This is a genomic window from Planotetraspora mira (assembly GCF_016863275.1).
In the GTDB taxonomy this organism is placed as follows: domain Bacteria; phylum Actinomycetota; class Actinomycetes; order Streptosporangiales; family Streptosporangiaceae; genus Planotetraspora; species Planotetraspora mira.
Window position 1 is genome coordinate 237,653 of sequence record NZ_BOOO01000008.1, and the last position, 25,363, is coordinate 263,015.

Sequence of the window (25,363 nt, forward strand, 5' to 3'; positions counted from 1 at the left end):
TGACAAGCCAAGACGGACAGCGCTCTCCTACAGCGGACGCGCAGGCTTGACCAAGATCGGCTCCGGGGGCCGGATCCTGGTCACTTAGCGACTGCCGTGTACTCGGCGAGTACGGCTAGGACTGCGCGGCGCATGAGCTTCTCCGCATCGTTGAGCACGCTCGGCATGGAGTTCGTCGCCGAGCCGTCCAGCAGGCGAAATTGCGAGTAGGGCCGGTCGTCGCCGTGCATCTCGGCGTTGCGCGCTTGGTACACCGTCCTCATAAACGTTTGGATTTGAAGAGCGTCAGCCTTCAGTTCTGGGTCACCGGCCAGTAGAGCAGCCGCAGCCGCAGCGATCTTGTCCCCTTTGGTGCCTTGCGGCAGGTTCGCGCGCTTGATGAAAAGAGCTTCCGCGGACATCATCAGGTCGATCAGGCGGTCGGCGTCGACACGGCGTGATCCGGCAAATACGAGCCGTCGAATGGCCATCTGAAGCGAGCGGTCGGCCTGCACATCGGGCAGGCTCAGCGCCGCATAGGTGGCGCGGAAGATATCCAGTGCATCAGTCAGCAAGTAGGTCACTCGATCGTTGTCCGCGCCCTCAAAGGCGCTCAACATCGCCGATACGCCTTGGACGCTTGGGAACTCGTCATCTGCTTGGGCGAACATACTGCGCATCAAGCACATTTGGGGTGGAGAGCCCGAGCAGACGACCAATAACCGCATGGAGCTTCTGGCTGCCTGTCGAGCACTGGAAAGCCTCACCAAACCGGCAACGGTACGCCTGCACACCGACAGCCAGTACGTACGTCAAGGCATCACCGAATGGGTGCCGCGCTGGCACCTCAATGGCTGGACAACAGCCGCAAGAACGCCGTCCAGCCAGTCCTCCGGCCGCCACACCGCGACGTCCATCCCAACCGCGGTGAGCGCCGCCATGCACGCGGCCTGCGCCGCCGAGATGACACCACGCGATCCAGCTCACGGAACATGATGCGCTTCTTGCCCACGTGGACCAGGACAAGGTCGGGGAACCCCGGCGGGGAGTGCTTGCTGCTCCACCAGCACCACACCTGCTGACGTTCCCCGCGATGGGCTTAAGGGATCAGGGAGTCCAGCAGTCGCAGGCGCTGCGCAGAATCGGAGCCGTGTGCGGCGCCGAGGAAGATGATGCGTTGCCCGGAGTTCTCCCCCAGTCCCAAGGTTTCCTCGTTCAGAGTCAGGCGGCCGACCATGGGGTGGTCGAGCTCGTACACTCCGTTCGTGCACTGACTGACTGGGTGGACAGCCCAGAATCGGGCGAACTCCGAACTCTTGATACTCAGCTCGCCGATCAATTCCGCGAGCTGAGTATCGTCGGACAGATCACCGGTGGCCATCCGCAGGTAGGCGGCCACATTACGGACCTGGTCGGCCCAGTTGACCATGAGGTCGCGCATCGCCGGTTCGAGGACCACCTGTTTGGCCAGATTAGGCCGCTGCCCCTGAGTGAGGCCGAAGAGCGCATAGCCGAGCCGGTTCGCGCCGAGCAGGTCCATGTATCGTCCGACGATCAATGCCGCCTGCTCGCTGTTGCTCTCGACCAGTGCGAGCAGTGAGTCGCGGATCTTTTCGGGCCCGGGGTCCCGTTGGGCGCGCTGCCCGGGCCAGGCCAGGCGCAGCAGGTGAAGTCGCTCGTTGTCGTCGAGACGCAGCGCGTTGGCGATCGCTTCCACTACCGATTCGGACATTTGGTGGCTTTCCCCCTGCTCGATGCGGGCGTAGTAGTTCACACTCACGCCCGCGAGCAAAGCCACCTCCTCGCGCCGCAGCCCCGGAACCCGCCGAACCGTCCCGTATATCGGAACGCCCGACTCGGCGGGGGCCAGCGCCGCCCGCCGCGACCGCAGGAAGTCCCCGAGTTCCGTGTTCCGCTGCTCGCTCACGCCCCCATCCTGCTCCTGCACCCCCGGGACAACCAACCCACGCCATGGGTACCCACAACGTGGTGAGGCGCCGCACCCACCCGCCGGGCCAGTCTCGTAGGCATGACCAAGCAGCCCACCTGTGTCACGTGGACCGTCGCCCGGGAGATCGTCGCCGGGCTGCGGATGCCGGGGTAGCACACGTGTTGGCGCGCCGGCAGCAGTCCCACCGAACTGCGGTAAATGATTGTGAGGACACCCATGCATCGGAAGCTCACAGGCCAAGTCGCCCTGGTGACGGGCGGATCGCGCGGAATGGGGGCAGCCATTGCCGTCAGGCTCGCGGCTGATGGAGCCGACGTGGCGTTCAGTTATGCCGCCGACCCCGAGAAGGGCAAGAAGACCCTCGCGGCCATCGAAGCGACCGGCCGTCGCGGATTGGCTGTCAAGGCCGACCAGGCCGACCCCAGCCGAGCACAGCAACTTGTCCGCCAGGTCGCCGATCACTTCGGTCGACTCGACATCCTTGTCAACAATGCGGGGGTGCATGTCACGGGAACTGTCGACGCGCCGGATCGCGACCAGAGCGCCTTCGACCGCCAGCTGGCCATCAACCTTCAAGCAGTTGTCAGTACGGTGGTCGCTGCGGCGCCCCTCCTGCCGGAGGGAGGGCGGATCGTGTCTATCGCCTCCAATGGATCCGCCACCACCAGCGCGCCCTTCCCCGGTATCTCCGACTACATCGCGACGAAGGCTGCGGTCGTCGCCTACACCAAGGGCTGGGCGCGCGATCTCGCCCCACGCGGCATCACCGTCAACGCGATTCAGCCCGGCGCGATAGATACCGATATGAACCCGGCTGATGCGGAAGATGCCTCGTTCGTCACCTCACGCACCCCGATAGGGCGGTTCGGGCGCCCCGAGGAGATCGCGGCCGCCGTCTCCTTCCTCGTCGGGCCGGAGGCTGCATTCATCACCGGAGCCAGCCTTCCGGTCGACGGCGGTTTCAGCTGCTGACCCTCAAGGTCATGAGGGAGGTCGGCCGGGGCCGCGGTCAGCAGGGCCCCGTGCACGGCGCCGTCCTTGTCCCACCGCTCACCCGAGTGGATCGCGAGCACCCCGCGGTAGTCCGTGATCCATGACCGGTTCTCGATGCGCTTGCCGCGGCGGGCGATGCTCCACGACCAAGGCGGCCTCACGGTGATCGCCTTCACGTGGTCACCCGCCGGGGCTGCTCGTCCCAGATGCGGCCGTCCAGCACCCGGCCCGCCGCCTTCTTGCCCCACCTGCGGATCGGCTCCATCCCGTCAGATAGCGCCACCCGCTCGAGGGACCACGGCTTGTGGCCGATCTCGTGGATGTGCCACATGGTCCGGCCGTCCTTGACGTAGTAGTTGCCGGTGTGGACGTGGGTCGCGCCGGCGGCCTCCGACTGCTTCTTCGCCTCGGCGAGTTCGGCGTCGGTGCCCTGCCAGCCCACCTTCGGGTCGCAGACGCGGACGACGAACGGTGCCGGCCCCCATTCCCCCCATTGTTTGAAATGAAAAGGCACCTGGGCGGCGACGGCCTGGTCCCGGAGAGACCGCGCCCAGGCGGGGTGCATCGGGCGGGCGTCGGGGCCTGATTCGCCTCCGACGATGACCCAGTCGATGGGTTGCACCTGGCGTCTGGTCGCAGGCCGAACGACGTGTAGGCGAACGTGCCCTCGTCGTCCAGGATGAGGCGGCCGATGTTGTTCCAGGCGTGGACGTACCGCCCGGTCGCCTGGGGTGCCTTGGACTGGAATCCGTCGTCCATGGTGATGGTGACCCCGTACGGTGGGGCGCCCTGCTCGCGCATGTTGCGCAGCCAGCCGCACGGCCCGCGGCCCCACCGCTCGGACAACGAACTCGCCGACAGCCTCGCTACCCGCGGCCGTCAGGAGGCCCTGCAGCTGCGGACCAGCGTCGACACCGGGCCCCCACCGCCCCTCGACATCGGCGGCGACCACCAGACCAACGCGAAGTCCCAGGAACCCCTATGGACTTCGTAGATCCGCCTCCGAGCCGCAGCATTCCGGGGACGCTCACCTAGGCTTCGGCGCCAACTGCCGTGGAGAACTATGGAGCTGCCGTGACCGCCCTTCGTCTGCTTGTCAGTGAGTAACGTAGCTGCCCGACTCCGCCGTTGCGGGACACGCACGGGATGATCATGTAATACACGACAGGTGTATGGCGCGTCCCCGAAGCTCAGGCCGTAAGGGCCAGATGTGTGACCAGCGCTCTCCTAAAGCGGGCGCCGCAAGTTCGCAGCCTGTCAGGCGGTAGACCTTGACCTAGTCTCTTTCACCTCCGCTTGGTTCCACGGCGCGGAGATCAAGCATCACCAGAGCTCCTATCGCCACTTCAGCGATCCGGGTCCATCGCTGATATCAGCTCGTGTGCGAGTGTGACGCGCGGTACCCCGACGCTGACCTTGGCCGCGCGAAGGACGAGGCCGCCGAACATGAAGCCGACCTCAGTCGGCCTACCGGCCATGACGTCGCGCGCCATCGAGGTGTAACTCGGCGTCGAAGGCGGTCCAGACTCACGAGCCCGTTCGACGAACGTACGGATCACCTAAGGTCCTGGGATGCAGCGGCCCACGAAACTCAGGGCTGGAGCATGAGGGATGCGCAGTGTTCGGCGATCATCATCGCGGGGGCGTTGGTGTTGCCTCCGGTGATGGACGGCATGATCGAGGCGTCGGCGACGCGCAGGCCCTCGACGCCGCGCACCCGAAGTTCCGGATCGACCACCGCCCGCTCGTCGGCACCCATCCGGCACGTGCCGACCGGGTGGTACACCGTCGTGGCGCGGTTCGGCACCTCGGCGGCCAGAGCGGACCGGTCCGGGTAGGCGGGGCCGGGGGCGAGCTCGCCGGTCACATCGGCAGAGATGATCTTGTTGGCCATCACGTCGCGGACGAGATCCATCCCGTCCAGGAGCAGCCTGCGGTCGTCCGGCTCGGCGAGGTAGGCGGGGTCGATGACCGGCGCGGCCGTGGGGTCGGCGGAGGAGAGCCGGAGGGTGCCCCGGCTCTTGGGGTAGATCAGCGTGGCCAGGAGGGTGAGCGACGGGCGCGGGTCGACCTTGTGCCTGATGGGCGCGTCCTGGTTGGGGCCGGGGTACCCCCAGGGAAGGGCGTGGATCTGGATGTCGGGGACATCGCCGGAGGCCATGGAGCTGCGGACGAAGCCGACGGCCTCGAAGACGCTGCGGCTCACCCAGGTGGTGCCGCCGCGCAGCGTCTCCCTGATCAGTCCTGCGGCGAAGTACCGCGCGGTGCCGCTGTTGCGGGCCGACTTCATGAGATACGTCATCGGGACGAACATGTGGTCGTGCAGGTTGTCCCCGACCGGCAGGTCGGCGACGACCTCGATGCCGTGCTCGCGTAGGTGCGCGGCGGGGCCGACGCCTGAGAGCATGAGGAGCTGCGCCGAGCCGAATGTGCCGGCAGCGAGTATCACCTCCCGGGTCGCCCGGATCGTCCGGTGCCCTTCCTTGGTGATCACGTCCACCCCGGTGGCCCGGCCGTTCCTGAGCACGACGCGAGTCACCAGGCAGCCTGTCTCGATCTTGAGGTTCGGCAGGCCGTGGCCGTCCAGGTACCCGACCGACGAGCTGTAACGCAGCCCGCGGTGGGCGCTTTGCTGGAAGAGCGAGGCGCCTTCCTGGTACTCGCCGTTGTAGTCGTCGTTCTTCATGACGCCCGCGGTGTCGGCGAGGGCCTCGATGAAGGCTTGCGAGGCCGGGGTGATGTCCTTGGCGCGGGTCACCTGGATCGGGCCGCCGGATCCGCGCAGGTCGGTGCCGCCGTCCTCCCAGTTCTCCATCCGCCTGAAGCTCGGCAGGACGTCGGCGTAGCTCCAGCCCTGGCAGCCCTCGGCCGCCCAGTCGTCGTAGTTCCGGCGGTGGCCGCGCACGAACACCATCCCGTTGATCGACCCCGAGCCGCCGAGCACCCTCCCACGGGTCTGCGGGATTCTGCGGTCCAGCGCGGCGGCCTGCGGGCTGCTGTAGTAGCCCCAGTCCAGCCGCTTCTTCAGCTCGGGGATGTTGTGGAACACGGCGATCAGCCCGGGTTTGCGCACGAGCCTCGACCGGTCGGATCCGCCTGCTTCCAGCAGAATGACGCGGGCCCCGGTGTCGGCGAGCCGTCTGGCCAGCACACATCCGGCGCTCCCGGCCCCAACGATGACATAGTCGGCGGACTCATCCATGTGGCCCTCGCAAGCGACGATGAACGACTACGACACCGCAGCCAGAGCGAATGTACTCCACAACCCAAACGCTTGGTCAAGATGCTGATCGTTATTGGAACGACGGTCTGCAGCGATTCCCACTCCTTCTCGAAGGCTTGATTGACATAGGAATGCGCGAACTGGAGTACTCCCCTACCGAGTGCTGAATAGCCTGCCGTCTGTCGCTGTTCCTTGGGCGCACAATCCTGCGCGGTCCTCACGACTATGAGGCCTATTTCAACGAGCACCGTTCACACCGTGCGCTGAACCAGGCCAGGTCCGGCACTCCCTGTCCCCCTCGACACCGGCATCACGGTCATCCGACGAGACCGGCTCGGCAGCCTGCTACACGAATACTCCCGGTCGCCTGAGGTGACACGAAAAACGGCACCGACAGCCACCGGCCGACCGGCGGTTCATCCCTTGGTGGCACCCGCAAGCATGCCGGAGACCAGAGCGCGCTGCGAGAACAGGAAGAGGACCAGTACCGGCACGATGGCGATGATGATCGCCAGTGCCAGTTCCGGGCTGGTGATGTTCAGGCCGGCACCGGCCACCGGGTTGAACGACGGGGTGGACGACAGCAACTGGTTCAGCCCCACCTGGATCGGAAACTGGTCGCTGTTCGGCAACACCAGGTACGGGAGGAAGAAATTGTTCCAGTTGCCGACGAAGCTGAAGAACGCGACGAGCGCGGCGACCGGTTTCGCCAGCGGCAGCGCGATCCGGGTGAACAGCTGCCATTCCGAACATCCGTCGATGCGCGCCGCGGCCAGGATCTCCCTCGGCAGGGTCGTCGCGAAGTAGATGTACACCAGATAGACGCCGAAGGGGTAGAACGAGAACGGCAGGATGACTGACCAGATCGTGCCGATCAGCCCGAATTGGTTGAGCTCGAGGAAGATCGGCAGCACCAGGGTCGCCGTCGGCATGATCATGACCACTAGTGTGATTACGAGCAGGGTTTTCCGGCCCCGGAACTTCGTCAGCGCCAGCGCGTATCCGGCGGGCACGCTGGTGGCCAGGGTGACAACGAGCGCCCCGATGGAGTAGACCGCGGAATTGCGCAGCCAGACCAACAGCGCGTGGTCCTGAAACGTGATCAGGTGCCGCCAGGCCGCGCCGAGATTGGCCAGAGACCCGAAAGACAGCGGGTTGTCATGGATGAGCTCGTTCGCCGTCTTGGTCGGGGCGAGCAGCAGCCAGATGACCGGAACGATGAAGAACAGCAGCAGTGCCGCGAACAGCACGATCACGATGAGGTTCGGCACCAGGGTCGACTGGCGGCGCCGTGTCGCCGACGCGTGAGAGGTGTTCGTCATGATTCGTCCACCTTGAACAGGTCGGAGCGGGTCACCAGCAGCGCGGCACAGATCAGCCCGAGCGCGAGCAGGAAGATCGAGATCGCGGCGGCGCCGTTGAAGTCGCCGTGCTGGAAGGCGTAGACGTAGGCCAGCTGGTTGGGTGACCATGTCGGGCTGACTCGGCCGAGGCTGGCGGTCTGAAGCATCTGCGGCTCGACGAACAGCTGTGTGCCGCCGGCGAACGCGAGGATCGCCATGTAGGCGATCCACTTGCGGATCATCGGGATCTGGATGTGCCATGCGGTCTTCCACGGGCCGGCGCCGTCCGTCCGGGCCGCTTCCAAAACCTCGTCGGGGATGTTGTTGAGCGCGCCGTACATCACCACGATCCAGCCGCCGGCACCGGTCCAGAATGCGATCAGCACGAGGATCACCGGGAGATCGCCCGGCGACAGCACCGCCGCGAAGTCGGCGAAACCCAGGGAACGCAGCAGCCACGACACCGGGCTGACCGCCGGGTCGAGCATGAACAGCCACACGAGCACGCTCGCCACGCCCGCGAGCGCGCCCGGCAGGTAATACAGGAAGCGGAAGATCGCCGAGAGTCTCGGTCTCATCCGGCTGCGCAGGACGATGGCGACGACGACTGTCAGCACCACCACCGACAGCAGCCACATCACCAGGTACAGCGAGATGTTGAGGAAGGCGGGCGCGAACCGGTAGTCCTGCGCCACCTTGATGAACTGGTTGAGCCCGGTGAACTGGCCGCGGTCGTTGGTCAGCGCCAGAAAGAACGCGTACACCGTGGGGAAGATCCCGAAGGCCAGCAGCAGGATCGCGTAGCCGGAGACGAACAGGTAGCCGGCCAGGCCGGCCCGTCGTCGCGTGGTGGCGCGACGACGGACCGGCGTGACAGAGGACACTGCTTCATGTCCAGTGTTCAATGCGGTCATTTGGTAGCAATCGTGTATCCGACGGACTTCGCCTCGTCGGTGATCGCCGTCTGCCACTGCGGAAGCGTCTCGGTGAGGGTCTTGCCCTGGGTCAACGCCGGCAGTACGACGTTCGACCAGGCCGTGGCGTCGCTGAACTTGGTGTTCGACCAGCCGGTCCAGACGAGATCGGCCGCCTGCTCGAAGACGGCGCTGATGTCGGTCGCGAAGTACTTGCTGTTCGCGGGGTTGGCCAGCCACGCCTTGGCCGCCGGGACATAGGCGGGGTAGGTCGGCGCGTTCGCCTGGAAGTCATTGGATGTGGTGAGCCAGGTGGCCAGGTCGGTGGACGCCTTCAGGTTCTTGCTGTGCGAGGACACCATCCAGACCCCGCCGCCCACGTTGCCGGTGGCCGCGGTGGTCTCCCCTTCCCAGGTCAGCGGGGCCGCGGCGGCGATCTGTCCGGCCGGGACCTTGAAGGCCGCGTTGAACAGGTACTGCCCGTACCAGGACGGGCCGTTGGCCATCACCACCTTGCTGCCGCCAGGGTCCTTCGCGAAGCCCTGGCTGAAGAAGCCCTGCGTGGTCACCGCCTTGGCGGCGATCAGTTTGTCGAGCAGGGTCGCCATCCGGGTGCAGTTTCCGTCCGTCAGATCGACCTTGAGTGTGGCCGGGTCCTCCAGTTGAAACGCCGGGCACTGGCTCGACCAGAAGTAGGACTCTTGGGAGTTGGTGTCGCCGACGGCACCGACCAGGTACCCGGGGTGTTCCTTGGCGACCTGCTCCCCCAGCGCCTCGTACTGCTCCCAGGTGGTGGGCACCTGGTAGCCGAACTTGTCCATGAGCGTCTTGTTGTACCAGAGCACGACCTGCGCGATGTCGTTGCGCAGGCAGTAGGTGTGCCCGTTGAACTGGCACGGTGCCAGCGAACCCTTGGCGAAGCCGTCGAGCGTCTGCTGTGGCACCAGGTTCGCATCCAGCGGGGCGGCGAAAGCCGTGGCGGACGGACTGGTCGGCTGGGAGGCCCACGTGACGTCCGTGGGGCTGCCGAACACGACGTCCGGCCAGCCGTTGCCGGTCCGGTCGAACAGTTGCACCTTGGTCTGCAGGTAGGTCGAACCGTTCGCGCTGCCGTCGTAGGTGACGATGTTCATCTTCACGTCGGGGTGCGACTTCTGGTACTGCTGCACGGCTGGAAGCCGGGTCGAGTCCGCCCATACCGTGATCTGCGATCCGGCGGTCTGCGCGGCGGGCTTGAAGGCGGCCGACGGGCTCGCCGTGGGGGTCGACTGTGTGGCGCTCGCGCAGCCGGCCAGCACCGTGGCTGCCGACAGCGACAGCAGTGCGAAGGCACTGCGCGACACCAGGCGCCGCATGCCTGGCTTCGCCGACTCGGGTGACTTCATGGATATGCCTTCCTGCATTTTAGGGGGGTTCAGGCGCCTGGCTCGACGAATTGTCGCAGCTCAGGTCCGTAGTCGAAGTGCGCGGGCAGGGAGATCCCCGGCCCCTGCGGGGCGTGCACCAACCCCGCCGCGTCGACGTGCCGCTCCCGCACCACGGTGCGGGACGTCACGAGCGATTCGTAGTAGGTGGTGTTCGAGATGGCCATGCAGAGGTGGTGGTTCGGGATGTCCGAACCGTGCACCTCCGCCCGGATCCGGTACGCGTCGGCCAGGTGGGCCGTGCGCATCGCACCGGTGATGCCGCCCCGCAGGGTCGTGCTGGTGCGCACGCCGAACGTCGCCGCACCGGACTTGATGAAGTCGGCGGAGTTCATGTGTGCTCCGTCGGAGGTCTCTGCCACCAGCAGGGGAACGTCCGTCGCCTCGGCCAGTCGCTGGTATGCGGTGATGCTGAACTCGCGCATCGGCTCCTCGTACCAGAGGTAGTCGGCCTCGCTGAGGGCGCGGCCGAGCCGGATCGCATCCGGCAGGTCGAACCCGGCCGAGCCGTCGTACATGAGCGGCACGTCCGGGCCGACGTGCTCGCGCAGTGCGACGCACAGCGCCGCGTCCCGGGTGGCGTCGCCCCAGGCGTGCAGCTTGATGCCGTGGTATCCGAGGTCGAGGCACTGATCGGCGACGTCGAGGAACTCTTCGGTGGTGGCGAAGGTCGATGTCGACGCGTACGCCGGGATCTCCGTACGGAAGCCGCCGAGCACCTGCCAGGTGGGCTGTCCGCTCACCCGGCCGGCGAGGTCCCACAAGGCGATGTCGATCAGGCCGAGGGTGGGCAGCGGGAGCTCCTGGATCCGGTCCAGTTCCCACACCCGGTGCCACAGCCACTCGCGCTGGAATGGGTCCTGCCCGAGCAGCTCCTCCCGGAACACGCGGTCCACCAGGTCCTGCAACATCACCGCCGCACCCGGGCGGGCGAACAGCGCGACTCCCTCCGCGCCCTCGTCGGTGCCGATGCGCAGGACCGCGCCCTCGCCCGCGGGGGCGCTGCCGCCCAGTCCGTGCCGCCACTGGAACGGAGGGTCTGCCGCCGGGACGTGGATCCGGTGGACCTCAACATGCGTGATCTTCATACTGACTTTCTGTTCAGGGGGCGCCGTTCGCCCCGGGCCTGCTTCAGAAACCGCCGTAGACCTGCAGTTCGTAGATGCTGCCGCCGTTCCAGTTCGACCCGGTGACGGTCAGCCGGACATACCGCGCCTGCACCGGCGCCGGGGCGAAGGAGGGGTTGGTCCGGTCCGTGGTGGCCGTGGCGGTGTGGTCGTCGAACGTCGACCACGCCGTTCCGTCCTGTGAGTACTCGAGCCGGTACTTGTAGCCGTTGGTCAGCTCGAACGTCGTCACGATGCTCTTCACGGAGGTGACCTGACCGAGGTCGACCTGGATCCATGACGGGTCGGGAAGGCCGAGCCCCTGCGCCCACCGGGTCGACAGATCACCGTCGACGGCCAGCGACGGGATGTTCGGCTCCGAATACGAGGACACCGTCACCGGCTTCTTCAACGCGAGATCGTTGTCCGCCGGGGTGGTCAGCGTCAGCTGACTCGGCGTGGAGGTGTTGCCGGCCGCGTCCTGTGCGGTGACCGAGAACGTGTACGCGGTCGCGGGGGTCAGCCCGGACACGCGCAGTGTCGTCTGCCCGGTCAGCGCGATCTGCCTACCGTCCTGGGTGACCGTGTAGCCCGCGATCCCCGTGTCGTCCGTCGCGGCGGGCCAGCTCAGGTCCAGGGCGCTGGGCAGCAGCACGTTCGCCGACGGCTTTCCGGACAGGACAGGGGCCTGCGTGTCGGTTCCCGTAGCCAGTGGAGCGCCGTAGACCTGCAGTTCGTAGATACTGCCGCCGTTGAAGTTGGACCCGGTGACGGTCAGCCGCACATAGCGGCCGGCGATCGGCTGGGCGAGTGAGGAGTAGTTCGCCGAGGTGTTCGTGCTCGTGGCGGTGTGGTCGTCGAAGGTCACCCAGTGGCTCTGGTCGGTCGAGACCTCCAGCCGATACTTGTACCCACTCGACTTCTCGAAGGTGGTGATGACGCCGCTGACGTTGTACTGCGCACCGAGGTCGACCTGGATCCACGACGGGTCGGGAAGGCCGAGCCCCTGCGCCCACCGGGTCGACAGATCACCGTCGACGGCCAGCGACGGGATGTTCGGCTCCGAATACGAGGACACCGTCACCGGCTTGTTCAGCGCCAGGTCGGTGCCGGAGGGCATCGTCACGGTGAGCTTCTTGCTCGTGCGTGACTGGTTGCCCGCCGCGTCCCGCGCGGTCACGGTGAAGGTGTACTTCCGTCCTGCGATCAAGCCGGTGACGCGTGCCTGCGGGCCCTTGGAGGCGCTGACCAGCTCGCCGTCGCGGTAGATGGAGTAGCCGGTGACGCCGACGTTGTCCTGCGAGGCGGGCCAGCTCAGCTGGGCGACGGTCGGGAACGCCGTCACCGCGGAGGGCGTGCCGGGAACCGACGGCGCGGAGTGGTCGGCGGACGGCTGGTCCGGGTCGAGGTGACGGTAGTTCGGTTGCAGACCCGCGTTGTCCACGATGGACGCGGGCAACTGCTGGCAGCCGTCGACCGTCGTGTTGTCGGCGACCGTGGAGTTCAACGTGTTGGCCTGCGTCGAATACTGCGGCTGCGTGGTGTAGTTGTACTCCGCGTCGATGTTCAGCCCGTGGTTCATCAGCAGCCACTGGTAGGCCACGTTGCAGAACGCGTTCTGTGTCGTGTGGAAGTACTGGCTGCCCTCGTCGTGGTAGATCGCACCGTAGGCGGGCGTGGGGATGTCGGAGATGTAGTTGCCCGAGATCACGCTGCCCGGGTTGGAGCTCAGCGTGTAGATCGCCCCGCCGTCGGCCTGGTGCTTCATGATGTCGAAGACCCGGTTGTCGGTGATGATGTTGTTCTTCGCCGTGGTGGGGGTGTCCCAGACCGGCACGCCGGAGTTGCCCGGGTAGTTGGTGTCGCCGCCCTTGTCGGTCAGGCCCCAGCCCCAGCCGACCGAGATCCCGCTGTAGGGCAGGTTGTAGACCTTGTTGTGGCTGATCACGGTGTGATCGGTGTAACCGGCGAAGATGCCCAGAGAACCGCCGTACTGGTCGGCCACGTTCGTCACCACGTTGTTGGTGACCCTGTTGTTCTTGGTGATCGACCGCGCGTCGTCCGGGTGCGCGTCGATCACGTCGGTCCCGCCGACCTGCACGCCGGTGCCGGCGATCTCCTTGAACACGTTGCCGTTGATCACCGTGCCCTGGGAACCGGTGTTGAGGTTCAGCCCGACCGCGCCGAGGTGGGTGAAGGTGTTACCGGCGAAGGAGATGCCATGGCCGTAGGTGACGTTCACCGCTCCCGGCGTCTTGACCCACTTGAGCCGCGTGGAGTCGAAGTCGGGGTTGTCCGTGCCGACGATCCGGAAACCCGCCTGCCCCTCCACCATGCCGTCCGCCGAGCTGGGCGCCAGCCAGGTGGCGTAAGAGAAGGTGATCCCCTCGAAGCCGACATTGCTCACCGGATGATCGATGTCGCCGTCCAGGTCGACCAAGTCCTGCACCCGCGGCACGGTCACCCTCGCGGTGGACAGGTCCTGCCCGGACTTGGGCATGTAGTAGAGGTCGCCTGTGGTCTTGTCCAGGTACCACTCACCGGGGGTGTCCAGGAACTCGTAGGCGTTCTCCAGCCAGCTCGGCGTCTGGATCTCCTGCCCCTGGTGCAGGTTCGCGTTGTGCCAGCACTGCTGTTGCATCGTCATCGCGGTCGCGGTGATGCTCTGCACCGGGCACCGGTACTGCATCCAGCCCCAGCGGCTGTCCACCTCGATCGCCGACTGGTTCTTCAAATGCTGCAGGCTCTGGTCGGTGATCGCGTAACCGGTCGAGGTCTTGGAGAAGCCGGGCGGGTTGTCGCCGGTACGGGCGCGTGTTTCCAGCTCCCCGTCGACGTACAGCTGGCGCGTGTCGATGCCGCCGACGTGGGCCTTGTAGATGTTGCGGGCTGGATCCGACAACACCCACCCGCTCACCTGGCTGCCGCCATCCAGCACCGGGTGGGCCCCGGGAGCGGCCCGGTAGGTAATCCGGTGTCCGTTCTTGCCCGAGTCGGCGCTGGTCAGCGTGAAGGTATCCGTGATCGGATAATCGCCGTCGGCCAGCACGACATCGATGTCACCTTTTGCCCGCTTGGAAATGCCCCGGACGTAGTCTCTGGCACGGTCGAGGGTTTTGAACGGAGAGGCCTTGGCCCCGGAGTTGCCGTCCCGGCCGGTCACCGGCGAGACATAGACGCTGACGTCCGCTGAATGCGCGTCCGCGGCCCAGGCGGAGCCGGCGGGCACCAGTGCGGTGACGGCCAGGGCGAGCCCGGCCGCCGCAGTGAACGCTCTACGGGCAGCACGAAATGACGCAGATAATGCCGACATTGAATCCCAATCAACGCGTGCGGGAACTGGAGGGGTGATCACGCGGCAGTCCTCCGGCCGAGGACTGAAGTGAGCCGAACGGATCGGCTGGAACGGAACCCGGGTGACCGGGTTATGTGCGGGTGACCAGCCGGTCGCGGATCCGGCGTTCGAACTGGTCACGTGTGGTTTCGACGTGCTCGATCATCAGCTTCGCGGCCGTCTCGGGGTCGCCGGCCGCGATCGCCTCGGCGATGCGGACGTGCTGCGCGCCGGCCACTTCGAGCGATCCAGGCACGTCGCCGTGGAACAGGAGCACGTCAGACTGCAGCGCGAACTTGCGAATGTTCGCGACGGCGGCTTGGAGGAACACGTTCTGCGCCGCGGTGCTGACCGCGTTGTGGAAGAGCTCGTCGGCATCGGCGAAACCCTTGGCGTCGGCCTGGTTAGCGGCCGACATGGACTGCTCGGCATGCTCCCGGAGCGAACGCACCTGGATCGGTGTGGCCAGGGTCGCCGCACGCGCGGCCGTCTCCCCCTCTATCAACCGGCGGTAGTCCAGAAGCATCACCACGTGCTGCAGGTCGGTGGGCTGGAAGTGCGCCAGTTCCTCGTCGGCGGGGCTGGCGGGCGCATCTGAGGAGGCGACGAAGATGCCGGCGCCCTTGCGGACACTGAGCCTGCCGATCGCGGCGAGCACCTTGACCGCTTCTCTCGTCACGTTGCGGGTGGCGCCGAGGATCTCGGCGAGCCCCTTCTCCGTGGGGAGCCGGTCGCCGGGCCGCAGGTGGTGCTCGGCTATGTAGGCCAGCAACTGCTCCGCGACCAGCTCATAGCCGGGACGGTAGCGGTCGGAGTCGCCGGCATGTTCGCCGTCGCCGAGTCTCTCCATACCTGCCGTCATCGGGCCACTCCTCGGATCGATAGATCTGCTCTATTTCAGGAGAGTATGCACCCATGGGTCCGCAAACAGAAGAAGGGTCTGCCAAGAATCTTGAGCATCCTCCTGTGATAGCAGACATATATGCACATACCCGGCAAAACAGACACTCATTGACCAGATCTATTACCCTCTAGTCCAGAAGATGCGCGCCAGCGGTTTGATCATCGTGGTGACCAGGTTCACTGCGGATCGCATCAACGGCGACGAGGCGTTCCAGAGCGTGGTCCGCCGGATGGTCTCCCTGGTCGACCGCGCCGGCGACGAAGCCACCCACGGTCAACGCTTCCGCGCCCGGGAGCACTTCACCACCACCTCCCGCTACGTATGGATGCTCTGAAACGCCGCCTGGCGACAGGAATCGCGGCCGATCTGCCGGCTGTACTGCCCGCGCACTCCTACATCGCCGGGGTAAAACTCGCCGCGCGGGGTCGCCGTCCGCCCGATAGCGTGATCGGAGCGAAGATCCGCCGGCTCATGCGGGAGCGATCAGTCCCCGCGGGTCGACTTGCGAAAGGGGCGGAAGAAGATGCGGTACGCGAGGACGCTCGTCGAGGCGCATCTCTACATCAGCCTCACTCTTTCCGCGGACGGGAGCCGCGAGGACGCGGCGCGCAACCACCAGGCACTGACGGCACTGATTGAAGGACCCAACGCCTGGACGCTCCGCTTCGAAGAGCCGGGTGGCGGGGCTCCGCCAATCGCGATCTGCGTACGGTACGAGACCGAGGCCGAGGCGAGACGCGACGCGCTGACATTCGGCTGGGGAGTGTCCGAGGTCATCGACGCGGGCCAGTGGCTGCAGATCAGCGCGGTGTACGCGCGCCGCGCTCTGCGGGAGGGCCTGTTCTTCGCCATGGATCCCACCGACGGCGAAAAGTATCAGGGCATCGTGTCGGGCTGGAAGCTCGCGCGCGACACTACGTCCGAGGCCGCCAAATTCCTCGATGATGACGATGAGATGCCGGACTCGGCGTTCTGGACGACGATGGGGATGAGCGCGCGCCGCGAGTCACCGGAACGCTTCAGCCGGGAACGGCTGGACAGCGACTACGTCTTCTGCCAGACCAGCCTTGACGACTTCCTGCGGCTGCACGCCAAGCGCTGGGGCTGATCAGTTGCCGCCGAAGTAGGTGTACGGGGCCACCGTACACACCGTTCGGTCAGCCGTCGGTGGTCTTGTACACCGCGCGGGCGGCGTGAACTGCTTCGAGGTTTTCATCGGTCCAGCGCACGACAGTGTTGACGATGCCGAATAGCTCCCGCCCTGCTCGAGTGATGCCGTACTCGACCTGGGGCGGGACCTTTGGTACGACAACAAGTAATGGCGGCACTGTCCGGTGAGGCATGTCGTATGCCCCACGATGACCCGCAGGCGAGGATTGCTGTGCCGCTTCCGGCTTCTTATTGCCAATCCTCCTTATCCCATGACAGCGGTGGCCACGATCACTGGCTAGTCCCGGAGAACATAGACCCGCTCACGCAGGCCTCTGAGAGCACACATGAGTGATCTCTAGAACACGGGACCTGCGCGGGATGATCTTCGAGGTACCACCTCATATGGAAGGCATTCAACCTGTCGGCCCGCTACGACAATTCGCTTTGGCCAACAGAGTGCCAACGATGGCAAAAGTGCCGCTGAGAACTGCGTCCATGATGAAAGTCGACCACAACGCCACGGATGCCGGTAGCCCTTATGGGTTTCTGGGGCGGGGTGCGCAGGGCGGATCTCCACTGGGCTGCGGGCGCCTCGGGTGATGACCAGTCGCGCGCAACCCGCGTGGGGAGCAGCGGATTAGCGGGACCAGAGGCTACCGGGCTCCAAACTGGCCTCGGAGGTGCGTCCACGCCGTCCCGAGGACTCTTGCGCGACCCATCCGTGGACAAATCGCCCCTGTCCATGATCGCTTGATCCACCCGCAGCACTACCGAAAGGCCCCGAGCGACTGCTCCTGGGCCCTTCTATATACGACTTACAGGACAGTTGGCCGTTTCATCGGTGGATCATGGGGGACACCGGACATACGGGCTATGGAGGATCTGATGTTTCCGGTTTCGTGGAGTCGCTTTGGTCGACTGGCATGCCCTTGGTCCTCAGGAGAGGCTCAGCATGCCGCCAACCTTCACCTGCCCGAACTCCTGCTGTCCTCAGATCGCCCAAACCATCACGTTCTCCAAGTCCGCGAGGAGGACGAGAAGCGGCTTAATGCCTCAGACAGCCTTGTTGAAATCGCTTCATGAACTTGCAGTCCCACGCTTCTTACGTTATGCGGCGCCTAACCCCATGCCGGTAGGAGTTAGGCGGGCATTGACTACCAGGCGATGCTCTAGGGCACTAAGAGGCATGAAGACTTCTCTTGATGACGCCGCCCTCGAGTGAGATCGATTATGACAGATTTCCAAGCGTATGCGCCTGTACAGCCTTGGCCTCCGGGCCTAGACTCAATTCGACCTGCAGGCCACAACTAGAAGGTGAGGCCGTGGTGCCAGTTCCTCGATCTAAAGTTGCCAGGTTTTTCCTCGATTCTTATTGGTTAAGTCTCAGAGGCCTAATACGGCACGTTCGCGTCACTGCAATAGCTCTCACCTCTTTTATTTCGTTCTTGCTTTTGCTGCTCGTCGAGCTATCCGATCGCAACGATCTGTTCGGCTTAAGCAAAGCAACGTGGCTAAGTGTCGTGGGCTCCATATTCGCCGCCGCGCTATTCCTGTTCATTGAGTCTACCGTGCGCGCCATAAATGTTACCGAAAAGAATGTAGAGCAAGAGCTCTACCGACGACTCGTCCACGAGCAGGGGATCTTGGATGTCCATAACCAAAGAGGAGATGATCGCGTAACCGAGCTATATCGTAAATTAATATCTAATGCAGAAACTCGAATCTGGGCAATCGGAATGACGAATGGGCATTTCGTGATCCAACACTTGCCTGCCATTTGTGAGCGCATGGTGAAGCGCCCGCTCGACGTGATCGTTGCTTTTTGGGACCCAGAGGCTTCAATTTTGAGGCCTCAATCATATGAAGGGTCAACCGCCCCGATCAGTCTGCTTTCATTGCAGAGCCACCTCGAGGGGAAGCACATTCAGGATGACGATCTAACGCAAACAGTTCGCAGGAGACAGGATCAGATCCGGAGTGCGATCGAACCGCTCACTCCCCTTATCGGACATATACGCATATTTGAAATAGCGCATGTAGCGAACTTCACTTGCCTGGTAGTGGATGATCAAGTGTTCTTCTTTCCCTTCCTCGCTGGGCCCGACAGTACGAACAACCCCACGATCCGATGTGCCACCGATGGACGCATAGGAGAAGCCATACTGCACCACCTCTCGCATCTATTGGGTAGCAAGGAGCACAGTACCGTCTATTGGGAAGCGGGTGGCGTCAAATGAGGATCGCCTTTACAGGGTCTACGTCCACCGGGAAAACCACCCTCGTTGAAGCGTTACTTCAAGATCCTACGTTCAGTGAATATGTCTCGGTCCATCACACCGTGGATGCTAGGCATATTCTGCAAAATTTAGGATTTCATTCCATGGATCCGATGACGCCGGAAGAGACTCGGTATTTTCAACTCACGTATTTCATACGCAAACTATACGGCGAGCGGGGCAGAAGTAGCTTCGTAACCGAAAGATCATTCGTGGACATCGCTGCATATTGGATGGAGCGTGACACATTGGGGTGTTCTCAATTCGAGCAAAGAATTCTCATGGATCCCTGCGAGATGGAGGCGAAGTCTTACGAGATCCACTTCTATCTGCCATTTGATGTCGTCCCGTTCCAGTCGGACGGCTGGCGATCTGAAGATTTGGATTTTCATAGACGGGTGGATCGACGGATACATTCTCTACTGGAGGCTTGGAAGATAAATTACGTGACCTTGGCGACTCCAAGCCATACCGAACGAATTGAGACTGTACTCCGACACCTGAGGAGAATCAGTGCATCACAATGAGGTCCTTCTCGTGTCAGCGGGAATGCTCAAGCCCAAGAAGGCGGATAACGAAATCCACCGCCTCAATCTCTACCTGAACTACGGGTTGTTGGGTCTCGCATCAATAATAGACGAAGCCGGCTATTCAGCTCAGGTTGTACATGGACGCTTCACTCACCCTGAGGACCTAATTGATGATCTAGAGACGTCCGGTCTATTACGAACCACTCAGCCGATAATGCTGTCGTTGCCGAGCAGTTTTTGCCTGGAGTGGGCGGACCTTTTTTCCCGCGGCATAAAGCAACGGTTCCCGAAGTCTGCAATCGTTGCCGGAGGGCGATGGGTGCTCGGCCCACACGCGTCTTGGGCGGAAGCTCGATTACCTGCTGTAGACCTTTTTGTCTATGGCACAGCCGAAGGGCGCATCCTACAGTTACTTCAGGGGCAATCCTCATGGCATGGGATGCCGTCCAGCAGCGGCTCCCGCGATCGCACGCCGGAGCCACCACTTCAGAATCTTCCAAAACTTAATTACCTGCTGATGAAAGACTTCAAGGAATACCATCCGAGTCTAGAGATGTCCAGAGGGTGCGGTTTCAGCTGTTCCTTTTGCGTCGAACGCGACGTAAAACTTGAAGCGATGCGTGATCCAGAATCGACGGCAGCCGAGTTGAGCCGTTACGCAAATCTGTATGGGTCGGCTTCTATCCATCCGTACTTTGAGGCATCGTACTTCAGGCCAACACGGCCCTGGATAGAGGCCTTTAGAGATGTATATTGCTCGAGTGGTCTCGACATCCAATGGCGCTGCGAGACGAGAGTCGACACATGGCCCCCATCCGATATAACCAAGCTGGCCGCCGCAGGTCTCCGAGTGATTGATCTCGGCCTCGAATCCGGTAGCCCGACACAACTCATGGCCATGGGTAAGACCCGGAATCCGGAACGATATCTGAAGAAGGCGGGGGAACTTCTAGAAGCCTGCCACGACGCCGGCGTTTGGGCAAAGGTGAACATCCTGCTCTACGCAGGAGAGACGCGCAGCAGTATCGAGGAGACAACTCTGTGGTTGAACCATTATCGTCAGTGCATAAAGGGGCTGTCGGTAAGTCCTCTTATCATGTATCGATCGGACGCCGACCCGGATCAATATCTGCATGAACTCCTGTCATTAGGCGCACGACCCGTGGAAGAAGGCAGCCTACGTCGAGAGGGGTACGGTCTGATGCATTTGAGTAAGGAAATGACTCACGATGATGCGGTCGAAGCCTCACTTGAGCTCTCTCGAATGTTCATGTCCAGCCGGGATTATTTTGACCTCAAGTCCTTCAGTTACTTTCCTCGAAGTCTTAGCTGGGAAGACTTCAATAGAATCGCAGCAGCAACAGCTTCAGATACCTTGCCGTTCAGTCGTCCTGCTAGCTGATCGTGAAGCCTGGATCCAGACGATATGGCGGCGATCGACGAGATCGTGACGCTCCTGGCGACGCAGGATCAGTAGCGACGTCAGCCGCTGCCACGCCCTGCTGGGCCTATCGACCGGGCGTGCCGGCGAGCAACCGGCTCCGATGTGCAAAGGCAGGCCGCCACCAGGCCCTTAGGGCTCTCCCCTCATACCGTGGAGACCTGACCTAAGCATCAGGGACGACATGCGCGAACGGCCTGGTTGGCGCCCCGTTCAACGACGCTCTCCTTGAAGTTGCTGCCGAACGAGCACATCGCCAACGACCCCTCCCCCGAGCCCTGGAATCTGCTCTCGCGCATGCAGCCTCGTGTCGATGCGCCACGCACCGCATGGACGCCGAACCTCTACAAACCCACCCCAGGAATCTGCACATCGGTTTCGTAGGTTCGGGGGCCATGACGGTCGAAACCGGCGAGTTCACTGCCTGGCTACGCGACTTCGAAGGCGCGGCGCTTCTCCGGCAGACATGGGGCGACCCCGACTGGGGCCAGGGCGCGCAGTTGGCGCCTGCCCTGGTGCGAAGCCTTCAGCGGTTCCAGGTGGGAGAGGATGGCGACGGCGGCGCTCTCATGGGAAAGGCCGACCTGGCGGCCGACCCCGTGTACGCGGACGCGGTCCGCCTGTTCGTGGCGGAGGAGCGTGAGCACGCCCGCCTGCTGGGCCGCCTGCTCGTGGCGGCGGGCGCGGCGACGATCGCGGGCCACTGGACCGACACCGTCTTCGTCCGGCTGCGGCGGCTCCTCGGCCTGCGCACGGAGTTGATGGTTCTGATGCTCGCCGAGGTGGTCGCTCTCGGCTACTACCGGGCTGTGCACGACGGCGTTCGCGACCCCCTCGCCACGGAGGTGGCGGGCCGGATCCTCGCGGACGAGCTTCGCCATGTGCCGTTTCACTGCGACCGGCTGCGGCGGTCCTTCCAGGGGTTCTCCCGTCTGTCGCGGGCGGCCGCCTCCGTCCTGTGGTGGTTGTTGCTGGCCGGCGTGGTGACCGTGGTCGTGCTCGACCACGGTCACGCCCTGCGCGGGGTAGGGGTTTCCCGTACTGCCTTCGCCTGCGAGATCATGGCGGGCTTCCGTGCCGTCGTCGCGAACGTGATGTCACCGCCCTGATGAACAGGGCCTGCCGTCCGCCTCCGCTTCGATGAAGGAACGGTCGCCGTCAAGCCTGATCTGGACCGTCTCCCTCTCGCCCTGCCCGCGCAGGCGCCTGGGCGCCCGAACCGGGGCCTCACATCACACGAACCGGGCCTCGCGTCCACGCTTGAACGTGGCCGCGGTCTCGACGACACGGCGAGTCTGGAACTCCATCGCGGCCAGCTCGATTTCGCCGGGCGGAACCTCGGCGTTGTTGGACGTGTGGCTGGTGCCGTAGGGGTTGCCCATCTGGAACTGGATCGGGTCGGCGTAACCGGGCGGGACGATGATCGATCCCCAGTGGTAGAAGGTGTTGTTCAGCGCGACGATCGTCGTCTCCTGCCCACCGTGTCGGGTGCCGCTGGAGGTGAACGACGAGCCGATCTTGTCGATCAGCTTGCCCTGCGCCCACAGGCTGCCCGCGGTGTCGATGAACTGCTTGAGCTGCGCCGCCGGCAGTCCGTAGCGGGTGGGCGTGCCGAACATGATCGCATCGGCCCACACCAGGTCGTCCAGGGACGCCTCCACGATGTGCTGCGTGGCGGCCGCGTGGTCGCTCCATCCCTGGTTTGAGGCGATGGCCTCGGCGGGTGCCAGCTCGCGCACCTTGCGCAGCCGCACCTCGGCGCCCGCCTTCTCCGCGGCCGTGGCGGCGGCCTTCGCGAGCTCGAAGACCGTTCCCGTCGACGAGTAGTAGACGACGGCTACTCGGACGGCCTCATTCAAGGACATGGCTGATCTCTCTCTCATTTCGGTCCAAACCAAAATGAGAACGTAGGCCGGGCCGTCGGAGCGCACATCGGTCATCGCATCGGTCATCGCATCGGTCATGGCGTCGGTCATGGCGTCGGCTCTCGGCCGCCGAGCGCCACCGAGCGCCACCAAGCGCCGCCGAGCGCGTACGGCAGGCGGGCCGTCATTCACTCAGCGTGGCGGCGAGTTCCCTGAGTTCGGCGCGCGAGGTGATGCCCAGCTTGAGGAAGACGCTGGACAGATGATGGCCGACCGTCCGGGGGCTGATGAACAGGGAGGCGGCGATCTCCCTGTTGGTCAGCCCCTGCGCGGTGAGCCTGGCGATCCGTGTCTCCTGCGGCGTCAAGGGGGCGGGACCGGAGGCCTGCTCCGCCTGAATGCCCGCCTCGCCGGCCAGTTCGAGCTCCGTCGTCGCCCGGGCCAGCCAGTCACGCGCCCCCAGCCGGGCGAAGGTCTCTCTGGCAGCACGCAGATGTCCTCTGGCCTGAGCCCTGCGGCGGGCTCTGCGCAACCACTCGCCGTAGAGAAGCTCGGTCCTGGCGTGGTCGAACGGCCGGCCGGCCTCGGCGTATCCGGCCAGCGCCAGCGGGTAAAGAGCCTCCGCCTCCGCGCGTCCGGCCGTCAACGCCCGGCAGCGGAAGGCCGCGCCCCTCGCCCAGGCGGCCCCGCTCCGCTCCGCCCACTCCTCGATGAGCCGCACCCACTCCGAGGCGCCGTCCGGGCGTCCCGCGCGTACCGCGGCCTCGACCGCGTCCGCCGCCGCCAGCACCGCGAAGGTCGAATGCGCCGCCTCGCCGCCCGGCGTGATCAATCTGTCCAGCAGGTCCGAGGCGTCTTCCGCACGTCCCGCGCCGAGCGCCGCCACCCCCTGGTGCCAGTAGGACGAGCTCATCAGCGCCCGGGACGACCTGCTTGACCTGCTCCGCCGCACATCGCGGATCAGCCCTTCCGCGGCGGTCTCCCCTTCGGTTGTGGACCTGAGCCAGCCCACCACGGTCATGGCCTGAGCGACCACGCTCTCCGCCCCCATGTCCTCACCGAGCCGGAGTCCTTCGCTCACGTTGAGCCGTCCTTCCGCCCATTGACCGCTCACCAACTCGACCGTGCCGAGCTGCGCCAGCAGGAAGGCCCGCGCGGACAGCATCCCCGTCTCCTTCGACCGGTCGGCGGCTCCCTGGTAGCAGACTCGTGCCTGCTCCTCCAGCCCCCAGGCGACGGCGATCGGAGCGGGGGGCAGCAGCCAGGTGATCAGATCGAGGTCGTTTCCCTGTGTGACCTCCGATGTGGCCTGGCCGCCGGGTGACGCCTCCTCGAACCACCAATGGCGAACGCTCTTGACCAGCAGATCGACCTGTTCGTCCCCCGTCGCGGGCAATCCGTCCAGGACGCCCAGTGCCCGAGCCCAGTGTTCAGGTGAGTCGATGTTCCACGCCGCTCGCAGCGCGAGGCCCGCGAGCTGCACAGCGAGCCGAGGATCCTCGACGATCACCGCGTCGGCCAGCAGCAGCCCATGGGCGCGCGCCTGCTCACCGTGGACGAACTCCAGCAGACCCCGCAGCCCCCTGCTGAGCGTCGCGACCACGGCCTCAGGGGCCCGGCTTCGCGCCCGCGTGAGCAGGTCACGGGCACACTCAGGCTCCCCCGACTCCCAGGCGGCGCGCGCGGCCACGGCGTACCTGCCGCCCGCCTGCGCCGCGTCGGGTGTCAACTCGGCCGAACGCCGCAGCGCTCTGGAGGCCGTCGCGCACCCGCCCCGGGCCAAGGCACGCTGCGCCGAGTGGTGCAGAAGGTCGGCTACCTCCGCGTCCGGTTCCAGCGTCGCCTCGGCAAGATGCCAGGCCCGGCGGTCCGTGTCGTCCCTGCCCGTGAGCGAGGCGGCCAGTGCTCGATGGACGGCCTGCCGTTCCGGAAGGAGCGCCGCCTCGTAGATCACGCCGCGGATCAGGGGATGCCGCAAACTCACCCGCGTACCCGACAGGTCGAGGAACCGGCCCGCGATGGCCTGGTCCCACGTCTCGGCACCGATCTCGAGCGCGGTGGCGGCGGTGCTCACCGTACCGAGGTCGCCGCGGTCCTCCGCGGCGATCAGGAGGAGCAGGGTCCTCACCGCTCGGGGAAGGGACGCGACTGTGGCCAGGAACGCCTGGCGCAGCCGCGGCCCCGGGGACAGCGTGTCCCCCTCGGCAGGGTCCACGTCGGTCATCCCGGAGAACTCATGCAGCGCCAGCGGATTGCCGTGGGCGGAGCGCAGGACCGCCTTGGCGGCCGGCTCGGTGAGCTCGGCATGCTCGGCTCGCAGGTACTCACGAGCGGCGGCCTCGTCCAACGGCTCGACACGGAGTCCCTGAACGCCGCTCCATCGGCCGTCGGCCGGGTCACCCTGGTGGGCGGCCACCAGGGCGATCGGCTCCGTGCGCAGCCTCCGGGCGACGAAGGCCAGACAGCTCGCCGACTCCGGATCGATCCACTGGGCGTCGTCCACCAGGATCAGGACCGGCCGCCTGCGTGCCAGTTCCGAAAGCAGAGTCAGCGTGGCCGCGCCGAGCAGAAGGCCGTCGGTCCTGCCCTCGCCCAGGCCGAGGGCGGCACGCAGCGCCGCCGCCTGGGGTGCGGGAAGAGCGTCCACGCGATCGAGCACGGGCCAGAGCAGCTCGTGCAGGGCGGCGAAGGCCATGGCGGATTCCGACCGCGTTCCCCTGCTGCTCAGGACGGCGAGGCCTTCGGCCCGGCCCTCGATGTACCGAAGCAACGCCGTCTTGCCGATGCCTGGATCGCCCCAGAGCACGCACGCGTCGCCCCGCCCCCGCTGAGTCGCGTCGAGAAGACGGTCGAGCTCCGCCGTCTCCCGATCTCTCCCGTACAGCACGATTGAGGTTACCCGGCGCGAGCCGTATCCCACGTTTTTGC

Annotated in this window: 23 protein-coding genes; 9 read left to right on the plus strand and 14 right to left on the minus strand. The window is 65.0% G+C overall.

Annotation, left to right across the window (positions count from 1 at the left end; genetic code table 11):
• Positions 1–80 precede the first annotated feature (80 nt).
• Complete coding sequence (locus Pmi06nite_RS08380; RefSeq protein WP_203952313.1) at positions 81–659, minus strand: hypothetical protein; 579 nt, start codon at positions 657–659, stop codon at positions 81–83.
• Here Pmi06nite_RS08380 and Pmi06nite_RS42935 point away from each other — a divergent pair.
• Positions 571–975 carry an RNase H family protein gene (locus Pmi06nite_RS42935; protein WP_373317276.1) on the plus strand — a complete coding sequence of 135 codons (405 nt, stop codon included), beginning with the start codon at positions 571–573 and terminating at the stop codon, positions 973–975. The genes Pmi06nite_RS08380 and Pmi06nite_RS42935 overlap by 89 nt on opposite strands.
• A 103-nt stretch (positions 976–1,078) precedes the next feature.
• Here the strand turns inward: Pmi06nite_RS42935 and Pmi06nite_RS08390 are convergent, their stop codons facing one another.
• A complete protein-coding gene (locus Pmi06nite_RS08390) occupies positions 1,079–1,906 on the minus strand; it encodes a helix-turn-helix transcriptional regulator (RefSeq protein WP_203952315.1) in 828 nt (275 codons plus the stop codon).
• Positions 1,907–2,146: 240 nt separating this feature from the next.
• Between Pmi06nite_RS08390 and Pmi06nite_RS08395 the strand changes: the two genes are divergently transcribed.
• Positions 2,147–2,902 carry an SDR family NAD(P)-dependent oxidoreductase gene (locus Pmi06nite_RS08395; protein ID WP_203952316.1) on the plus strand — a complete coding sequence of 252 codons (756 nt, stop codon included), beginning with the start codon at positions 2,147–2,149 and terminating at the stop codon, positions 2,900–2,902.
• Positions 2,903–3,095: 193 nt separating this feature from the next.
• On the opposite strand, the gene Pmi06nite_RS08400 is transcribed toward Pmi06nite_RS08395, so the two are convergent.
• On the minus strand, positions 3,096–3,545 hold the full coding sequence (locus Pmi06nite_RS08400; protein ID WP_203952317.1) for a DUF5131 family protein: 450 nt from the start codon (positions 3,543–3,545) through the stop codon (positions 3,096–3,098).
• Between the two features lie 69 nt (positions 3,546–3,614).
• Here Pmi06nite_RS08400 and Pmi06nite_RS08405 point away from each other — a divergent pair, with 69 nt between their 5' ends.
• Positions 3,615–3,917: a hypothetical protein gene (locus tag Pmi06nite_RS08405; protein WP_203952318.1), complete on the plus strand. Its 303-nt coding sequence runs from the start codon at positions 3,615–3,617 to the stop codon at positions 3,915–3,917.
• A 352-nt stretch (positions 3,918–4,269) separates the two neighbouring features.
• Here Pmi06nite_RS08405 and Pmi06nite_RS42940 read toward each other — a convergent pair whose 3' ends face one another.
• The 8 genes from Pmi06nite_RS42940 to Pmi06nite_RS08445 all read right to left on the minus strand — a co-directional run bounded on the left by Pmi06nite_RS42940 (position 4,270) and on the right by Pmi06nite_RS08445 (position 15,129).
• Positions 4,270–4,482: a ketopantoate reductase family protein gene (locus Pmi06nite_RS42940; RefSeq protein WP_203952319.1), complete on the minus strand. Its 213-nt coding sequence runs from the start codon at positions 4,480–4,482 to the stop codon at positions 4,270–4,272.
• A gap of 32 nt (positions 4,483–4,514) precedes the next feature.
• Complete coding sequence (locus tag Pmi06nite_RS08415) at positions 4,515–6,125, minus strand: GMC family oxidoreductase (protein WP_203952320.1); 1,611 nt, start codon at positions 6,123–6,125, stop codon at positions 4,515–4,517.
• A 437-nt stretch (positions 6,126–6,562) separates the two neighbouring features.
• On the minus strand, positions 6,563–7,417 hold the full coding sequence (locus tag Pmi06nite_RS08420; RefSeq protein ID WP_203952321.1) for a carbohydrate ABC transporter permease: 855 nt from the start codon (positions 7,415–7,417) through the stop codon (positions 6,563–6,565).
• A gap of 47 nt (positions 7,418–7,464) precedes the next feature.
• Entirely contained in the window at positions 7,465–8,373 is a 909-nt protein-coding gene (locus tag Pmi06nite_RS08425; RefSeq protein ID WP_203952322.1) for a carbohydrate ABC transporter permease, read from the minus strand.
• Between the two features lie 26 nt (positions 8,374–8,399).
• Complete coding sequence (locus Pmi06nite_RS08430; RefSeq protein WP_203952323.1) at positions 8,400–9,788, minus strand: ABC transporter substrate-binding protein; 1,389 nt, start codon at positions 9,786–9,788, stop codon at positions 8,400–8,402.
• A gap of 29 nt (positions 9,789–9,817) precedes the next feature.
• Positions 9,818–10,915: an enolase C-terminal domain-like protein gene (locus Pmi06nite_RS08435; RefSeq protein WP_203952324.1), complete on the minus strand. Its 1,098-nt coding sequence runs from the start codon at positions 10,913–10,915 to the stop codon at positions 9,818–9,820.
• Positions 10,916–10,958: 43 nt separating this feature from the next.
• On the minus strand, positions 10,959–14,246 hold the full coding sequence (locus tag Pmi06nite_RS08440; RefSeq protein WP_203952325.1) for a discoidin domain-containing protein: 3,288 nt from the start codon (positions 14,244–14,246) through the stop codon (positions 10,959–10,961).
• Positions 14,247–14,358: 112 nt separating this feature from the next.
• Entirely contained in the window at positions 14,359–15,129 is a 771-nt protein-coding gene (locus Pmi06nite_RS08445; protein ID WP_203952326.1) for a FadR/GntR family transcriptional regulator, read from the minus strand.
• A 181-nt stretch (positions 15,130–15,310) separates the two neighbouring features.
• Here Pmi06nite_RS08445 and Pmi06nite_RS08450 point away from each other — a divergent pair, with 181 nt between their 5' ends.
• Both Pmi06nite_RS08450 and Pmi06nite_RS08455 read left to right on the plus strand, forming a co-directional pair.
• On the plus strand, positions 15,311–15,505 hold the full coding sequence (locus Pmi06nite_RS08450) for a TenA family protein (protein ID WP_203952327.1): 195 nt from the start codon (positions 15,311–15,313) through the stop codon (positions 15,503–15,505).
• Between the two features lie 189 nt (positions 15,506–15,694).
• Positions 15,695–16,279 (plus strand): hypothetical protein, encoded by a 585-nt coding sequence (locus Pmi06nite_RS08455; RefSeq protein WP_203952328.1) that lies wholly within the window; start codon positions 15,695–15,697, stop codon positions 16,277–16,279.
• A 49-nt stretch (positions 16,280–16,328) separates the two neighbouring features.
• On the opposite strand, the gene Pmi06nite_RS42945 is transcribed toward Pmi06nite_RS08455, so the two are convergent.
• Positions 16,329–16,514, minus strand: a complete 186-nt coding sequence (locus Pmi06nite_RS42945; protein WP_203952329.1) for a winged helix-turn-helix transcriptional regulator — start codon at positions 16,512–16,514, stop codon at positions 16,329–16,331.
• A 1,254-nt stretch (positions 16,515–17,768) separates the two neighbouring features.
• Here Pmi06nite_RS42945 and Pmi06nite_RS08465 point away from each other — a divergent pair.
• The 4 genes from Pmi06nite_RS08465 (at position 17,769) to Pmi06nite_RS08480 (ending at position 21,679) form a co-directional block, all read left to right on the plus strand.
• Positions 17,769–18,560: a hypothetical protein gene (locus Pmi06nite_RS08465; protein ID WP_203952330.1), complete on the plus strand. Its 792-nt coding sequence runs from the start codon at positions 17,769–17,771 to the stop codon at positions 18,558–18,560.
• Positions 18,557–19,126: an AAA family ATPase gene (locus Pmi06nite_RS42950; RefSeq protein WP_203952331.1), complete on the plus strand. Its 570-nt coding sequence runs from the start codon at positions 18,557–18,559 to the stop codon at positions 19,124–19,126. The genes Pmi06nite_RS08465 and Pmi06nite_RS42950 overlap by 4 nt, the downstream gene beginning before the upstream one ends.
• A complete protein-coding gene (locus tag Pmi06nite_RS08475) occupies positions 19,113–20,531 on the plus strand; it encodes a B12-binding domain-containing radical SAM protein (protein WP_203952332.1) in 1,419 nt (472 codons plus the stop codon). Before Pmi06nite_RS42950 ends, Pmi06nite_RS08475 begins: the two co-directional genes overlap by 14 nt.
• 434 nt (positions 20,532–20,965) lie before the next feature.
• Positions 20,966–21,679: a ferritin-like domain-containing protein gene (locus tag Pmi06nite_RS08480; protein WP_203952333.1), complete on the plus strand. Its 714-nt coding sequence runs from the start codon at positions 20,966–20,968 to the stop codon at positions 21,677–21,679.
• 123 nt (positions 21,680–21,802) lie between these two features.
• On the opposite strand, the gene wrbA is transcribed toward Pmi06nite_RS08480, so the two are convergent.
• Entirely contained in the window at positions 21,803–22,435 is a 633-nt protein-coding gene (gene wrbA / locus Pmi06nite_RS08485) for an NAD(P)H:quinone oxidoreductase (protein WP_203952334.1), read from the minus strand.
• Positions 22,436–22,619: 184 nt separating this feature from the next.
• Positions 22,620–25,322 carry an ATP-binding protein gene (locus tag Pmi06nite_RS08490; protein WP_203952335.1) on the minus strand — a complete coding sequence of 901 codons (2,703 nt, stop codon included), beginning with the start codon at positions 25,320–25,322 and terminating at the stop codon, positions 22,620–22,622.
• Positions 25,323–25,363 lie beyond the last annotated feature (41 nt).

Bases quoted from the DNA above. Each gene is read 5' to 3' on its own strand.
- Pmi06nite_RS08455 (WP_203952328.1), top strand. From the start codon at position 15,695: ATGCGGTACGCGAGGACGCTCGTCGAGGCGCATCTCTACATCAGCCTC.
- Pmi06nite_RS42945 (WP_203952329.1), bottom strand. From the start codon at position 16,514: ATGCCTCACCGGACAGTGCCGCCATTACTTGTTGTCGTACCAAAGGTC.
- Pmi06nite_RS08430 (WP_203952323.1), bottom strand. From the start codon at position 9,788: ATGAAGTCACCCGAGTCGGCGAAGCCAGGCATGCGGCGCCTGGTGTCG.
- Pmi06nite_RS08380 (WP_203952313.1), bottom strand. From the start codon at position 659: ATGCGCAGTATGTTCGCCCAAGCAGATGACGAGTTCCCAAGCGTCCAA.
- Pmi06nite_RS08435 (WP_203952324.1), bottom strand. From the start codon at position 10,915: ATGAAGATCACGCATGTTGAGGTCCACCGGATCCACGTCCCGGCGGCA.
- wrbA (WP_203952334.1), bottom strand. From the start codon at position 22,435: ATGTCCTTGAATGAGGCCGTCCGAGTAGCCGTCGTCTACTACTCGTCG.
- Pmi06nite_RS08415 (WP_203952320.1), bottom strand. From the start codon at position 6,125: ATGGATGAGTCCGCCGACTATGTCATCGTTGGGGCCGGGAGCGCCGGA.
- Pmi06nite_RS08440 (WP_203952325.1), bottom strand. From the start codon at position 14,246: ATGTCGGCATTATCTGCGTCATTTCGTGCTGCCCGTAGAGCGTTCACT.
- Pmi06nite_RS08395 (WP_203952316.1), top strand. From the start codon at position 2,147: ATGCATCGGAAGCTCACAGGCCAAGTCGCCCTGGTGACGGGCGGATCG.
- Pmi06nite_RS42950 (WP_203952331.1), top strand. From the start codon at position 18,557: ATGAGGATCGCCTTTACAGGGTCTACGTCCACCGGGAAAACCACCCTC.
- Pmi06nite_RS08445 (WP_203952326.1), bottom strand. From the start codon at position 15,129: ATGACGGCAGGTATGGAGAGACTCGGCGACGGCGAACATGCCGGCGAC.
- Pmi06nite_RS08405 (WP_203952318.1), top strand. From the start codon at position 3,615: ATGTTGTTCCAGGCGTGGACGTACCGCCCGGTCGCCTGGGGTGCCTTG.
- Pmi06nite_RS08480 (WP_203952333.1), top strand. From the start codon at position 20,966: ATGACGGTCGAAACCGGCGAGTTCACTGCCTGGCTACGCGACTTCGAA.
- Pmi06nite_RS08450 (WP_203952327.1), top strand. From the start codon at position 15,311: ATGCGCGCCAGCGGTTTGATCATCGTGGTGACCAGGTTCACTGCGGAT.